The organism is Geothrix sp. 21YS21S-4 (genome assembly GCF_030845995.1).
Lineage (GTDB): Bacteria > Acidobacteriota > Holophagae > Holophagales > Holophagaceae > Geothrix.
Map to the genome: position 1 here is coordinate 563,310 of NZ_CP132719.1, position 15,039 is coordinate 578,348.

The window sequence follows — 15,039 nt, forward strand, 5'->3', positions numbered from 1 at the left end:
ATCAGCGGGCCGCCTGGACGGTCCGGGTGGCCCGGCGGCGGCGCAGCCAGAGCAGGACGCCGGTGGCGCTGAAGGTGGCGATGACCAGGCCCATGAGGGAGATCAGCACCCGGCCCGGGGTGCCCAGGATCCGCCCCGAGTGGAGGGGGAACATGGCCTGGAGGAAGATGTCGCCGGCGGTGCCGGTGCCGGGGACGTCGGCCCCCAGCGGGGCCCCGGTCTGGGCGTCGAAGTAGAGCCAGGGATTCCCGAGGCCGCCGTCGCCGTGGCTGCGGCCCGCCTCGAAGAAGCCCACGCCCCACACGCCGAATTCCGCGGACAGGAACACCCCGCCGGCGGGTGCGGTCCAGCCCCGGCGCTGGGCTTCGGCCCGCCCCAGCTCGATGGCCTGGGGCAGGGAGACCTTGGGCTCGGCGGGCGTGGCGGAGCGGGCTGCCATGCGGGCTTCAAAAGGAGAAGGGGTCAGCTTGGAGAACAGGGACACCACCGGCCGCATGACCTGGGGGCCCAGGTTCATGCTGACGGAGGTGACCGCCAGGGTCAGGACCAGCAGCCAGGTCCACACGCCGCCGGAACGGTGCAGGTCGAAGACCAGCTTGGGCCCGCCCTGGCGCCACCGGAACGCGAAGGAGCGGCGCCAGGCGGCGAAGGACGGAAACGAAATCCCCAGGGCGATGAAGCTGTCGAACACCCAGAAGATGGCGAGGACGCCCATCAGGAGGATTCCCAGCTCGATGCCCCAGGCCTTGGGGATGTGCATGCTGTAGTGGAGCTTGTAGAGGAAGGGGAGCAGGTTCTCCCGCGACAGGGAAGCGCGGCCCCATTCGCGCCGGCCCTGGATCTCGCCGGTGGCGGGATCCACCGCGACCTGGTTGTAGCCCAGGTCGTAGGGCTTGCCGGTGGTGGGGTCGAGGCGGGGTTCCACCGATACGGACAGGGTGTGGCCCGGATCCGCTTCGAGGGGCATGAAGCGGATCCGGGCGCGGGAATCCGCGGCTTCCACCGCCGCGGCCAGCTCCTGGGCCGGCTTGGCCGGGCCCGCGGTGCGGGCCGCGAACAGGCGCGGGTTGAGCCAGGCGTCCAGCTCGTGGTCCCAGGAGATGACCGCGCCGGTCAATCCGGCGATGAAGAGAAAGGCCGCCGCACCCAATCCGAACCAGCGGTGCAGCTTGACGAACCATCCACGGAGCACGGCGGCCCTCCCTCGGCTAGAAACGGGCTAGAAGCGGTACGTGACGCTGGCGATGACGTTCCGCCGCGCGCCGTACCACGCGTCGCCCCGGCTCAGGATCGTCGTGGTGTAGATCTTGTCCGTGAGGTTGGTGCCGTTGAGCGCGAACCGCCAGTGGCCGGTCTCCAGGGCGAGCATCGCGTCCAGGAGGTTGGTGGCGGCCACTTCGGGCGCGGCGGGATTGGCGAACGCCGCGGTGTGGCGGAAGCCCAGGCCCGCGGACCAGCCGTCCATGCCGGCGAGGGAGAAGCGGACGCGGCCCCACAGGGAGCCCTGGTTGGCGGGCGCGCCCTCGAGCTGCTCATCAAGGTCGATATGGTCGAAGTTGGCCACCAGCTCGAAGTTGCGGCCCAGGCGGGTCTTCAGCTCCGCCTCGAATCCCTTGCTCTTGGTCTCGCCCGCCTGCAGGTTGTTGAGGGGCTGGACCGGATCGGGGATCTGGCGGTTCTTCTCCTTCAGGTCGTAGTAGGCGGCGTTGAAGGTGGTGGCGCCCGAGGCGCTCTGGAACTTCACGCCCGCTTCCCACTGCTCGCCGCGGAGGGGCTTGTAGCGCTGGTTGTAGAAGTTGCTGCCGGCCACTGGCTGGAAGGACTCGGCGTAGCTCACGTAGGGCGACCAGCCGGAGTCGGACAGGTACATGAAGGCCCCGCGCACCGTGGTGGCGTTGTCGCGGTCCGTGGGGGAGCCCTCGGATGCGTTGGTGGCGTGATCCCGGCGCGCGCCCAGCAGGATGGAGAAGCGGGACGCGATCTTGATCTGGTCCTGGAGGTAGATGCCCGTCTGCCGCAGTTCGGTCGAGGGGTTGGGCGTCAGGTCCGGCGCCGTGAAGTTCCCGTAGACCGGGTTGTAGAGGTCGAAGGTGGGGCTGAACCCGAAGGCGGAGGCGGCGTTCTCGCTGTAGCGGATGTGGTCGAAGCCGAACAGGATGCGGTTCTCCACCACGCCCGTCTTGATGTTGCCTTCGAGGGACTGGTCCGCCGCGAAGGCGTGGCCGTCGCGCTTGTTGGCCCAGATGTAGCGGCTGATGATCCGCTGGTCGGGGTCGAGGTAGGGGTTCAGGGGATCCGAGAAGTTGCTGGCGGGGTAGAGCGACTGGTAGCTGCCCCGGTTGGCGGCGTAGCGGACGTTCTGGCGCACGGTCCAGGTGTCGGAGAACCGGTGCTCGAACTGGTAGCCCAGGCTGGCCTGGCGCATGTTGTATTCGTCGTAGCCGGGCTCGCTGACGAAGCGGCTGGTGGGGATCCGGCCGTTGGGGTTGGGCAGGACGGTGCCGGACCAGGGCAGGAACGTGGCGCTGGAGCCGCTCTCGTCCTTCTGCCAGTAGCCGAGGAAGGTGAGGCTGGTGTTGGCGTCGGGCCGCCAGGAGACAGAGGGCGCGATGGCGTAGCGGTTGTCGGGGACGAAGTCCACCTGGGTGTCGCTCTTGCGGCCCACGCCCACCACGCGGTAGGACCAGCGGCCGTCGTCGGTGAGGGCGCCGGTCACGTCGCCCTGGATCTGGCGGCGGTCGTAGGTGCCCAGCTGGAGGCCGATCTCCGCCTGCTGCTCGGCCTGGGGCCGCTTGCTCTGGAGGTTGATGACGCCGCCGGTGCTGCCCTGGCCGTACAGCATGGAGGAGGGCCCGCGGAGGACCTCGACGCGCTCCAGGAGGTAGGGATCGGGGCGGACGTTGTTGTTGTAGCCGTAGATCTGGAGCAGGCCGTCCATGAACTGGGTGGGCTCGGTGCCGCGCACCCGCGTCCAGTCGCCGCGACTGTCCACGCCGTAGGCGTTCGAGCGCACGCCGGACGCGTAGTTCAGGACGTCGCTCACGGAGATGGCGCCCTGGTCCTCGATCTGCTCGCGGCTGACCACGGACACGGATTGGGGGGTCTCGGAGAGGGGCGTGTCCGTCTTGGTGCCCGTGAGGGAGCGCTTGGGCCGGTAGCCGGTGGTGGCGCTGGTGGCGGTCTCGCGCACGGCGGCGCCCTTGACGCGCACCTCGGCGAGGACGGCTTCCCCGCCCGCCCGCTGGATGGTGGCCGTTCCGCCGGCGATCCGGGCCTCGAGGCCGGTGCCCTGGAGCAGGACCTTCAGGGCGGCTTCGGGCGTGTAGGATCCCTTCACCTCGGGCACCGTGCGGCCGGCCACGAGGGCGGGATCGACGGCGACCCGCAGGCCGGCCTGGCGACCCAGGGCTTCAAGGGCCTGCGCCAGGGGCTGGGCCGGAAGATTGACGGAGACCGCCTGGGGGGCCTGGGCTCGGGCAGCGGGGGCGACGGCCGACACCGCCAGGGCGAGGGTCAGTCCGCCCAGGCGGGCGTGCGGCCTCAGGCTCGAGGCGCGGGAGAGCAGGGTTCCGAGGAGCATGGACATCCTTCCTGGCTGAGATCCCACCCCGCGCGGGGACGGAATCGAAAGAGGAAACGGCGCGCCGGTGGGACCGGGACCGGAAAGAGCGCCGGGGAGGCCGAAGCCCCGCACCGGGGAAAGAGAAATATATGATAATGAGACTAAGTCTCATAGCTAAATTGTTGACAATCACACCTTCTGTGATCGCTGTCACGGCATCTATGTTTTTAATTTATTGATAATAAATATGTTGATTACATGATGATCTCCCGCGGAACCTCCGGAGAGGTTCGCGGGACCTGCGTTCCCCGGGGCGCCGCGCTACTTCCGCAGCAGCCGCAGCCCGTTGCCGACCACCAGCAGGCTGGTGCCCATGTCGGCGAAGACGGCCATCCACATGGTGCCCCTCCCGGCGAGGGTCAGCGCCAGGAAGACCGCCTTGATGCCCAGGGCGAGGGCGATGTTCTGGACGAGCACCGCGTGGGTGGCCTGGGAGAGGCGCACGAAGGCGGGGACCTTCCGCAGGTCGTCGTCCATCAGGGCCACGTCGGCGGCCTCGATGGCGACGTCCGTGCCCATGGCGCCCATGGAGAACCCGATGTCGGCCCGGGCCAGCGCCGGGGCGTCGTTGATCCCGTCGCCCGCCATCCCCACGGGACCTTCGGCAGCGAGGCCTTCGATCAGGGCCAGCTTGTCCGCGGGCAGGAGGTTGCCTTGGATCCGGTCGATGCCGACCTGCTCCCCGATGGCCTGGGCCGTGTGGGGGTTGTCGCCCGTCAGCATCATCGTGCGGATGCCCAGCCGATGCAGGTCCGCCACCGCCTCGCGGCTGTGCTCCCTCACCGTGTCGGCCACGGCGAACACGGCGAGGATCCGCCGCGCGTCCCCCAGGACGACCGCGGTCTTGCCCTGCCGTTCGAGGGCGTCCAGGCGCGCTTCCAGCTCCGGCGAGCAGCGGCCCAGCTCCTCCACCAGCCGGTGGTTCCCCAGGAAGTGGGCGTCCCCGTCCACGAGTCCGCGTACCCCGCGGCCGGGCAGGGCCTCGAAGGCCTCGACGGCGAAGGGGACCACGTCCGCCTCCTCCGCGGCCCGGGCCACGGCCTCGGAGACCGGATGGTCCGACCGCGCGGCGAGGCCGGCGGCGAGGCGCCGGCTCTGTCCAGGATCCGCGTCGCCCCAGGGCTCGAAGTCAGTCTGGACGGGCTTTCCGTGGGTGAGGGTGCCGGTCTTGTCGAGGGCCAGCCAGGCCAGCTTGCGGCCCTCCTCCAGGTGGACGCCGCCCTTGATCAGGATCCCGCGCCGGGCGGCCGCGGCCAGGCCGCTGACGATGGTCACGGGGGTGGAGATGACGAGGGCGCAGGGGCACGCGATGACCAGCAGCACCAGCGCGCGGTAGATCCACGCGGACCAGGCGCCGCCCGCCAGCAGCGGGGGAAGGACCGCCACCGCCACGGCGAGGGCGAACACCGCGGGCGTATAGGTCTTCGCGAACCGGTCCACGAAGCGCTGGGTCGGCGCCTTCGCGCCCTGGGCGTCCTCCACCGCGTGGATGATGTGGGCCAGGGTGCTGTCGGAGGCCACCGCGGTGACGCGGCACTCCAGGGCGCCGGATCCGTTGATCGTCCCGGCGAAGACCGGATCGCCCTCAGCCTTGTCCACGGGCAGGCTCTCGCCCGTGATGGGGGCCTGGTCCACGGCGGACCGGCCGCCGAGCACTTCGCCATCCAAGGCGATGCGCTCGCCCGGCTTGATCCGCACCACGCTGCCCACCGGCACCGCCGCCGCCGGCACGTCGCGCCAGGAGCCGTCCGCCTGCCGCAGGGTGGCCGTGTCGGGAATCAGGCGGAGCAGGCCCTGGATGGCGCGGCGGGCACGGTCCAGCGATCGGGCTTCCAGCCGCTCCGCCACCGCGAACAGGACCATCACCATGGCCGCCTCCGGCCACTGGCCCAGGGCCATGGCGCCGGTCACCGCCAGGCTCATCAGGGCGTTGATGTTCAGGTTGCCGTGGTACAGGGCCGTCCAGCCCTTGCGGTAGGTGGGCAGCCCGCCGATGGCCACCGCCAGGATGCCGAGGACGGCGGCCGTCCAGGGGGGCAGGCCCGCCCATCCCGCGGCTTCGGATCCCAGGGCGGCGATGGCCGACAGCACGAGGGGCCACCAGGCCTTGGCCCGTTCGGCCCCGGGGGGGGCGGCATCCTCCTCTGGCCGAGGATGGAACCCCAGGGCCCGCACCGCCTCCAGGATGGAATCGAGCGAACCGGGAGCGTGGATCACCGTCAGGATCCGCCCGAGGAGGTTGAACTCCAGGTGCTCGACGGCGGCCATGCTTCCGAGCTGCTTGCGGATCATGGCCTCTTCCGTGGGGCAGTCCATCTCCAGGATCCGCAGCCGGGTCCGGATGCCGGTGCCGCTGAGGACGGGCGGCGGAGCGGGGGCGGGAGCCGCGTCTTTCCGCCCCGTGCAGCCCTCCTGTCCGTCGCAGCAGCCCATGGCGGAACGCCCCTTTCCTCCGTATCCTCGACCATTCAAAACCCTGAAGCTGCTCCAGGGTCAAGGGGAGGCCCCATGAAGATCGGAGAGTTGGCGGCCCAGGCCGGTTGCACCGTGGAGACGGTGCGCTACTACGAGCGGGAGGGGCTGCTGCCGGTGGCGGTCCGGGACGGGGCGAACTACCGGCGCTACGACCGCGGCCACCTGGAGCGGCTGTCCTTCATCCGCCGCTGCCGGGCCCTGGACATGGCCCACGACGAGATCCGCGCCCTGCTGTTGGCCCGCCTCGATCCCGAACGCACCTGCGATTCCGTCAACGCCCTGGTCGAAGTCCACCTGGCCCACGTCCGGGCCCGGATCTCGGAACTGGGGGCGCTCGAAGCCCAGCTCAGCGAGCTGCGCGGCCAGTGCCGCGGCGCGCAGCCCACCCGGGACTGCGGCATCCTGCGGGAGCTGGACCTTCCCCCGGGCCCCGATTTGGAGCCGGCGCCACGGAGTCCCGCCAGCCATGTCGCCCGCCACGCCTGCGGGAGCGAAGGCCGCCTCCACCCGTGAAGGCGGGATCGCTCAGCCGATCTCGACGACCACCTTTCCGCGGGCTGCTCCGGAGGCCAGGTGCCGGTGGGCGTCCGGCGCCGTCTCCAGCGTGAAGCGGGCCGGATCCACCAGGGGCCGCAGCCGCCCGGCGTCCACCAGGGCGGCCACCTCGCGCAGGATGCGCCCGTGGGCCTCGCGGCCGGGCCCCTCCAGCATGGGCAGCAGCATGAACACCACGTGGAGCGACAGCGCCTTGGCGTGGAGGGGCGACAGGTCCGCCGTGGTGCGGGCATTGGTGGTCGCCACCCGTCCGCCGGAGGCCGCTGCGGCGAAGGACGGCGCCAGGTTGGGGCCGCCGATGGTGTCGAACACCACGTCGAATCCCCGGCCCTGGGTGAGGCGCCCCACGTAGTCCGCCACCGCCTCTTCGCGGAACAGGACGGCCTCGTCCGCGCCCAGCTCGCGGACCACGTCGGCATCCTCCGCCCCCACCGTGGCCGCCACGCGGGCGCCCCGGGCCTTGGCGAGCTGCACGCCGACGTGACCCACGCCCCCCGCGCCGCCATGCACGAGGACGTGATCTCGGGCCGAGACCTGCGCGCGTTCCAGGGCTTCCCACGCCGTGATGGCCACCAGCGGCAGGGCCGCGGCGTCGCGCATGGACAGCGATTGCGGCTTGGGGGCCACCAGCCGCGCGTCCGCCACGATCCACTCCGCCAGCGTTCCGCCGTGGCCCCGCACGCCGCCCGCGCATCCGTAGACCTCGTCGCCGGGCCGGAGATCCGTCACGCCGTCGCCCACGGCTTCCACCGTTCCCGCCAAATCCGCCCCCAGGATCGCCGGCAGGGCGGGCCCGATGGGCAGCCCCTCGCGGATCTTGAGGTCCACCTGGTTCACCGCCGCCGCCGCGATGCGGACCAGGACCGTTCCCGGCCGCACCTCTGGCCGGGGCACGTCCCGCAGTTCCAGCCGCTCCGGTCCCCCGAACTCCGTCAGCACCTGCGCGCGCATGCGAGCCTCCTCTTTGGATGGTCAGCTTCGGAGAGGGCTGGAAATGAGTCAAATAGGCACTTTCATGGCGGTTCGGAACCACGTGGTTTGTATTTTTTGAATGACCAAATGACAAAAGGGGCTGGGGTTTGTACGATTTGCTACAAACTTAATTAAATAAATATTTAAATCTTAACAAAAATTAACAAGAGCTTCCGGCTTGAAACCCTACCGCAGGGTTGTTTAAACTGCGTTTTTCCTTTCAAAGAATTTGGGTCGTGCTTTGCGCATCGCCCATGGAGGTTTTACGTGGGCGTGGATAAGAGTCGAACTGCATCACCCTTTGGGGTTTCTTTGCTGAGTGCTGCTTTGGTGGTGGCTGTGGTGGCGGGAGGCTTGGGGTTCTGGATGGGATCCAGACTGCGGCGTGCCGACATGGTGTTCGTCAAGACCAATGAACTCATGAGCCGGGCAAGGGTTCTCATTCAGGCGCGGGAACAGTTTCAAAAGGATTCGGCAGCCTGGGCCGAGGAATCCAAACAACTGGAGATCAAGCTGCAGGAGGTCCTCAAGTCAGGCTCGCTCCAGCAGCCGAAGGTCCGTGAACAGGCATCGCAGCTGAGGTCACGGTTGGAGTTCCTCAGAGAGAAGGGAGGCCACCGGGAGCAGGAGTTGATGGGGCCTGCTCTGGCGGAGATCAATTCCGGTATCAAGAAATTCGCCCAGAAGAATGGCTATCGCATGGTCCTGGGGACGCTCAATGGAGGTGTGGTACTTCACGGCGACGATACCGTGGACGTCACGGAAGCGCTGCTATCCGATTTGAATCGTTGATGCGTCGGTCGGTTCTTCCCTTTCTATCTGCCATGGCTCTGCTCCTGGGCTGCGGCGCTCGGAGTGCCGCAGAACGAGAGCGGGAAGTTTCCACGCGTACAGCCGTGGAGGTCGAGGGCGGGGCTGCTCCTCTCAGAGCGGCTCTTTCATTCAGGTCGGATGAAGCCATGGCGATTCAGTTGGTGCCTTTTGCCGAGGGAACACAGGCCGAGCGCGAATTGGAAGAAGCGCTAGAACGTCTTCGTCGACAGTGGACTTTTCAACTCGTCATTGGTCCCAAGCGGACGACTGGACTTACTGAGCAAGAGCGCCTTTCCGTTGATATCGAAAACAACGGCGGCATGTGGGGAGACCATGCTCGCAACTTGCAGCGCGTTTTGTTCGAGATGGATGGTTTCATTCGATTGAGGCTTTCAGGAGGAAAGGAAGTGCCCCCGCTGGAGGTTGCTTATCAGCGGAGTTTCGGGATGGGGCTTGATCGCCGCTTCTTCCTCGTGTTTCCCAAAGTGTTCGAAGGGCGACCCGTTCAACCTCCCTTCGAAGTGATTGTTCGCGAATTTGGTCAGGGGATGGGGATGCTTCGTTTCCAGATGGAACAGGCTCCTCCTGTCCTGGCTGCATGGCGTATCAAGCGCCTTTGGAAGCAGTCCGCGCAGAAAGACAAATTCTGAGGGTGGAGTAGGAAATGATGGGCATGGAACAATTCCAGGGGACCAGAACTTTTGCGGCAAGGCTTTGTGGCCGCGCAGAAAGGCTCTGGCGGTTGACGCTATGCGACCGGCCTGTTCGGAGGCTGATCGCGTTGGTGCTTGTGGTCCTGATGATTCAAGACCAAGGCAGTCTCCTTTGGCAGAGCCTGCGAGCGGAAACTGGTGGGGCCACAGCTCCAGAGGTAACGAAATTCGAGCCAGTAAACACCACTGACCTGGTAAATCTCGCGTCTGGGGATTTCGCATATACCATCCCCGTCATCAATGTTCCAGGGCCCGAAGGGGGCTATCCCCTGGCCTTGAGCTACCATGCTGGTATCCAGCATGGAGAAGATGCCTCCTGGGTTGGGCTGGGATGGAACCTGCAGCCTGGAAGCATCTCTCGCGCCGTTCGTGGTTATCCCGATGATTTCAAAGGCGTGGGGATCGATACCAATTATCGTTCCAACGTCTATGAGACCTATTCTGTTGGCGTCACTTTCTGCTTTATTGAGGCGGGAGTCAGTTACACCAGCTTTAAAGGATTTGGGGGAAGCATCGGCCTTTCGGTCGGAGTTGGTGTATACGCAGGCCCCTTCAGCGCCTCTGCCAGCGTGGGAGTGAGCGTCAACTTCGCCCCGGGAGGAGGCGTGAGTTATACGGCGAGCGCCAATGCGAGCGTATCTGGTCCAGGTTTTTCCGCAGGACTCAACGCGAGTATGGACCTGGCGAGTGGAGGCGTGAGCTTAAGCAAGAATGCGGGTGTGTCATTGAATCTCGATTCCTTTAAAAGGAGCGGATCTGGTCCTACTTCGACTCAAACGAACTTGTCCGAAGCGGCCAGCAGTCTGGCCACAAAGAATGACTTCGGGGGAGCCTCCGGAAGCTTTGGATCCTATTCCGGAGGAGGTCAGCATAGTCAGACGATCGGCATCGGGTTCAGCATCGGAGTGGTTGGGATTCACGCAAGTTACACGCGATCCTGGCTAGATAAGACCGATACCGAAAAGGCGTACGGCTATTACTATCACACCGAGATCAATGCCGAAGACGAACGCGTTAATGAATGGACGATGGAATCTGACCCGGCAGCCATGCGAGATGATTCTGAAAAGCATGCTTTGGCCTCTGGACTGCACTATCTCCCGAGCAATGATGGCTATGCCGTCATGGCGGAGGGAACCGGGGGAGGATTGAAGCTCACGCGAGGAGAAGACCGTGTCTATCGCCCTCGTCGTGTCGTGAAGGACAAGTGGGACGAAGGAAGAGACTGGCCCTGGGGAACAGAGACTCCTGTTCCTGCTAAATTCAAACCTCGCTTTGTGTTCCTTGGCGATAATACGGAGTCAATTCAGCCTGATTATGTCGGCATGGACCAAGTTGGCTTCAAAAGCTTGCTCAATCAGCGCCTGGCTGAGTCTCAACGACTCTCTTTGGGTGATCTAGATGCTCTTCAACAACTGGTCTTGGGAAAGACCTTTAAGAAGGGATCTCGATTCGTCAAGGAGAGTCTGGATGGAAGCGGTCATTTTGCAGCCTTTGATGTGTGGGAGACTGATGGGAAACGGTACACCTTTGGTGAGCCTGTATGGCACTGGGAAAGCGAATCACTCAGTGCGAATAAGCAGGACCTGGTGGGGGAATGGTTACGTTCCAAGGTAAATAACCCTGGCAACTACGCCTATGCATGGTACCTCTCCGAATTAAAGTATCCCGATTACTGGGATGCAGACGAGGACGGGAAGCTCTCGGATGGAGACCACGGCGGCTGGGTTCGATTCAGTTATGCATTAGCCGCTAACCGGTACAAATGGAGTTCTTCGGTCGATGGGCGAATGAATGACGGACCGGTCAATCGCATTGACGCCTTGGGGAAGGACAAGGCCGGGATGATGTTCTCCATGCAATCCGGCTTTAAACAAATCAAGTACCTTAGCCGAATCGAAACGGCGACTCATGTGGCTCATTTCGTGACCAGCCCGCGCAAGGACGGCCAACAGATCGGCGGAAGCACCACTCCCCTGAGCATCGGAACGGTTTCAGGAAACTCCGGGACCTATACGCTGTCAACGTCATCGGATGGGCTTGAGCGCTTGGGTGTCCAGCTCAATTTTGCCGATGCGGTGTGGCATGTGGATGCTTCCGATGTCCACACGGTCACGAGTGGAATCTGCGAGGGAGAGCTGACCGGTACAGAGACGTCAACCTACCTAGGAACATCCGTGACGATGGTGCTGAATGGGGTGCCGGTCAAAACGGCTGCCATACGCCGAAGCCGCACCTTCGCCGCGGGTGCGAGTCACCCTGGGCCCCAAACCCCGACTCCCTTGAAGGCGAAGCTGGAGGCGGATGGGAAACGTGCCCTGAGCGACCAGGAGCCTCCTGTCTGCGAGACCAGCGTTACGACTCGTTTCGAAGTCCAGATTCTGAGAAAGGACCAATTTTGGGGAGATCCGGTCAGCCAGGAGGGCTTCCGGGATCTTGCCCGTCAATGGGACGAGCAGGTGGTGGGAAAGCCGGCCCTGGTATCCGATGGCGCCATGCAGCGGCTCGACGACATCTACCTTGTGGAAAAGGCCACCGGCCAAGTGGTCAAGCAGGTGCATTTCGATTACACCTACGAGCTGCAGCAAGGGGTTCCCAATAGCAGTGGTGGAGGAAAACTGACCCTGAAAGCCGTGTGGACGTACGGGCGGGACGGGAAAGCCGGCAGCGCAGTCCTTCCTCCCTATCGCTTCGAATATGCTTTCAACCCGGCTTGGGGAGACAAGTACAAATACGACCGTTGGGGTTTCTACAAGCGGGATGGAGGGCTATGGAACCACCGAGACGTCAATGGAGACGATCAGGCAGCTTGGTCGTTGACGCGCGTCACCCTACCCAGTGGGGGCACGCTCGACGTGCAATACGAACCCAAGGATTACACCTACGTCCAGGACCGAATTCCTCAAAACTCTCGGGCCTACGCGGCTCAGGACGTATCTTATACCGTCGATATGGAGGCTTGGCTCCAAGAGGCGACTCAAGATCCCGATCCCTCCCTTCAGCTCCCAACCGGCTGGCCAGTCTCGCCGGAAGAATGGGAGATTTTCCGGCGACGCGTTCAGCTCCGCCCCCTCAAGGTCCTGGGAACCGTGGACCTGAGTCAGACTGCCCTTAAGAAAACAGCGTCCATATCCCAGTCGAAAGCAAATGGCCGCATCCCCATCGAGAGTGCACCCAATCCTGTCGACCTGAAGCGGCACTATGCCGTGAAGGCGCTGAAAGAAAAAGGGAGTTCCCAGTCCATCGCGGCCAAGAAATGGCTGGCGGACTTGGCCCCGCAGACGAAGGCCGCTGCTACGGTGGCAGCGGCAGCGGTAGACCGAATGGTGATGCTGCGCATGGGATACAACTCCAGCCCTGATGAGAACCGGAAAGACGTGCTTCACCGGGCGGCCCTCGTGCATCTCGCCAGTACGTCGAGTGGGGCAGATTTGACGGTCACCGATCCCGCCATGCTATGGCCGGCACGGCCACCAGCGACAATGACCGTGAGTTGGAATCGCGCCCAGGCCACTCCGAAACTGGGAGGCGGAGTTCGTGTGAAGCGCATCATCAGCTTTGATGGACAGCGGCGCTACACCACCGGCTATAGCTATACAGATTTTGTGGACGGTGTGTGGACCTCCAGCGGCGTAGCTGCGCAGGAACCGCCCCCATTCGGCTTCTCCCTGCAGGATGACCGCGTGATCCAGACGGAGAAAGGCGGCTGGGCCAATGAAGGAGGAGGAGGCATCACTCACAGCCGCGTGATCGTGAGGCATTCCTGGACGGACGATCCCTATCCCGCCGGGGTTCAGCCGATCCAGCGGGGTGGAAACGCACAGCGGGTTTCCACGCCCATGGGAGAAACGGTCTATCGCTTTCTCTCTCCTCGTGATCTTCCTCATTTTCAGCGTGAAGCTGAATTTGTGAATACCGTACGCGCAAACGGAAAAGTCATGACCAATAGCGTGCGGATGACCGAAATCTTCAACGTGGGTTCGTGGTGGGGCCAGTTGCTGTGGAGAGAGGATCGAGATGCGCTGGGTCGTCCGCTCACCCGGACCGAAAACCGTTTCACACAGTTGGAAGGCTATCTCCGCGCTTTGCCTGTCGGCATGAGCGCAGGGACGGACGAGGATCGGGAGCGGCTGGGGGGTAATGCTCCTCGGCCCGACATGACCTATTCCTGGTCTGGAGATCCGGCCTTAGGAAACACTCTGCCCCGCTTGGTGGAACGTAATCCAGCCCATCCGGAAGGGACCGTCGGGCAATCCTTCCCCAGCGACTCTCCAGGCTACTTGAATGCCTCTATTAACGTGACGGTCATGAACGCCCAGACCTCGTCCACGACGCGGGTGATCACCTCCCGCGACACCGTAACACCTACGTTAAGCCAGCAGGTCCAGAACAATCGCCGTTCCCTCTGGATGGGCGACGATCCACCGGAAAGAGAAGTGGTGGAAACGGGATGGCACAGCTCGCTTGTGGGTGTGCGGGAGATCAGTTTGGCTCCTCTGATCTCCGAAGTTCGGACGTATGGTGAAGGGCTGCGCCTTCTCACCGTGCTTCGCCATACCCGCTTCGATCGCCGTACGGGCGCGTCTCTAGAAACCTGGCAGCGCGGACGCCGGGTCGAGACCGTGCCCTCTTCGGAGCGCTCGACGGAGATGATTCCGAATCCCCGTGGGGGGCAATCCCTTCCCTTTATCCGGAATCGGTTCGAGAAGGACGGTGGAGATCCTTTCAATTACCACGAGAAGATCGTGAACCGCATCTGGCCAGCGTACTGGGTCTATCCCGCCATGGATCAGGACCCTGAGCCTGACCAGGCGATCGCGGGCTGGAATCCACCCGTGAAGGGTTTCGGTCACGCCCTCAGCCAGATTGCCCAGAGAACGACCCTTCGGATCTCCCCCACTGGTGCGGAAACATTCCTGAACAGCAAGATCGATACTTGGCAGCAGCCGGAGGACGTAGACCGGAAGCCCGGAGCTTGGTTCAAGGGTGGGGAGTTCGTGTGGAATGGTATGGGAACGGGAGCTGCGCCCCCTGTCTTTGGGGAAGCGAGCTCTCCGAGGTGGGGCTGGACTCCAAAGGACCTGGATTCAGGAAGCGGAAGCTGGGCATCGCGGGTCCAGCCTTTCAAGGATGCCAACTGGTTGATGGCAGGAGCCACCACCATCTATGACGCCTTTGCCCATGCGTTGGAGGCGATCGATGGGGATGGTGTCTTCGGATGCAGCGTCTATGGATACCCCTACGGAGAGGCGACATTGCCTGCTGGGAACCTCCCCATTGCAAAATTCGGAAACGCCCGGTATCAAGAGGTCCGCTACTACAACTTCGAAGATCCGAAGGGTCGCCAAGTAGGCGCTCCTGCTTGCAATCGCCGGAGCGATGACGCGGATCCAAGAGTGCGGTTGGCCACTGCCTATACGGGAGGGGGTGCGTATTTTGGCACCCACACTTTTGGCATTCCCGCTGCCCCGAGTGGCATGGCTGATGAAGGCTATGAATTCCGAGCCTTCGTCAAAGTGGCGACGGCTTCAGCCGCCGAGGGGGCCCTCAGTGGGGCGGCGATCCATTGGAAGAAGGCTGTTCCCGCCGAAGGCGGCTGGTGGCTCCTTCGAGCACGGGTGGATTCGGGCGCAACCGCCACGCTGTCCAATGTGCTGATGGACGATGTGTCTATTTTCCCGTGGCGTCGAAACGGGGCACCCGTCTCCATAAGCCACTTCACGTACGATCCAACCTGCGGCCTCGTGACGAGCATTACCGGTTCCAATGGACGAACGACTCGCTATCGCTATGACGGTCTCGGTCGTCTGATCGCGACCTACGACCCCTATGGGCAGGCCTCTTCGGCCACCCAATACCGCCATGCCGCGCAGCAGTAGGCGCAGGAGA

General features: G+C 64.2%; 8 protein-coding genes. 4 read left to right on the forward strand and 4 right to left on the reverse strand.

What is annotated here, in order from left to right:
• Position 1: 1 nt before the first annotated feature.
• From RAH39_RS02710 to RAH39_RS02720, 3 genes are all read right to left on the reverse strand, one after another.
• Complete coding sequence (locus RAH39_RS02710; protein WP_306591266.1) at positions 2–1,192, reverse strand: PepSY-associated TM helix domain-containing protein; 1,191 nt, start codon at positions 1,190–1,192, stop codon at positions 2–4.
• A gap of 27 nt (positions 1,193–1,219) precedes the next feature.
• Positions 1,220–3,586, reverse strand: a complete 2,367-nt coding sequence (locus tag RAH39_RS02715) for a TonB-dependent siderophore receptor (protein ID WP_306591267.1) — start codon at positions 3,584–3,586, stop codon at positions 1,220–1,222.
• Between the two features lie 297 nt (positions 3,587–3,883).
• A complete protein-coding gene (locus RAH39_RS02720; protein ID WP_306591268.1) occupies positions 3,884–6,055 on the reverse strand; it encodes a heavy metal translocating P-type ATPase in 2,172 nt (723 codons plus the stop codon).
• 75 nt (positions 6,056–6,130) lie between these two features.
• Between RAH39_RS02720 and cadR the strand changes: the two genes are divergently transcribed.
• Entirely contained in the window at positions 6,131–6,610 is a 480-nt protein-coding gene (cadR, locus tag RAH39_RS02725; protein ID WP_306591269.1) for a Cd(II)/Pb(II)-responsive transcriptional regulator, read from the forward strand.
• Positions 6,611–6,622: 12 nt separating this feature from the next.
• Here the strand turns inward: cadR and RAH39_RS02730 are convergent, their stop codons facing one another.
• Positions 6,623–7,603 carry a zinc-dependent alcohol dehydrogenase family protein gene (locus RAH39_RS02730; RefSeq protein ID WP_306591270.1) on the reverse strand — a complete coding sequence of 327 codons (981 nt, stop codon included), beginning with the start codon at positions 7,601–7,603 and terminating at the stop codon, positions 6,623–6,625.
• A 288-nt stretch (positions 7,604–7,891) separates the two neighbouring features.
• Here RAH39_RS02730 and RAH39_RS02735 point away from each other — a divergent pair, with 288 nt between their 5' ends.
• The 3 genes from RAH39_RS02735 (at position 7,892) to RAH39_RS02745 (ending at position 15,029) form a co-directional block, all read left to right on the forward strand.
• Complete coding sequence (locus tag RAH39_RS02735; protein WP_306591271.1) at positions 7,892–8,416, forward strand: OmpH/Skp family outer membrane protein; 525 nt, start codon at positions 7,892–7,894, stop codon at positions 8,414–8,416.
• Positions 8,417–8,583: 167 nt separating this feature from the next.
• Positions 8,584–9,087, forward strand: coding sequence for a hypothetical protein (locus RAH39_RS02740; protein WP_306591272.1), 504 nt, complete (start codon positions 8,584–8,586; stop codon positions 9,085–9,087).
• A 14-nt stretch (positions 9,088–9,101) separates the two neighbouring features.
• Positions 9,102–15,029: an RHS repeat domain-containing protein gene (locus RAH39_RS02745; RefSeq protein WP_306591273.1), complete on the forward strand. Its 5,928-nt coding sequence runs from the start codon at positions 9,102–9,104 to the stop codon at positions 15,027–15,029.
• The last annotated feature ends 10 nt before the right edge of the window (positions 15,030–15,039 follow it).

Excerpts from the sequence above, each read along its gene's own strand:
- RAH39_RS02715 (WP_306591267.1), bottom strand. The coding sequence starts at position 3,586 with ATGTCCATGCTCCTCGGAACCCTGCTCTCCCGCGCCTCGAGCCTGAGG.
- RAH39_RS02720 (WP_306591268.1), bottom strand. The coding sequence starts at position 6,055 with ATGGGCTGCTGCGACGGACAGGAGGGCTGCACGGGGCGGAAAGACGCG.
- cadR (WP_306591269.1), top strand. The coding sequence starts at position 6,131 with ATGAAGATCGGAGAGTTGGCGGCCCAGGCCGGTTGCACCGTGGAGACG.
- RAH39_RS02730 (WP_306591270.1), bottom strand. The coding sequence starts at position 7,603 with ATGCGCGCGCAGGTGCTGACGGAGTTCGGGGGACCGGAGCGGCTGGAA.
- RAH39_RS02740 (WP_306591272.1), top strand. The coding sequence starts at position 8,584 with ATGGCGATTCAGTTGGTGCCTTTTGCCGAGGGAACACAGGCCGAGCGC.
- RAH39_RS02745 (WP_306591273.1), top strand. The coding sequence starts at position 9,102 with ATGATGGGCATGGAACAATTCCAGGGGACCAGAACTTTTGCGGCAAGG.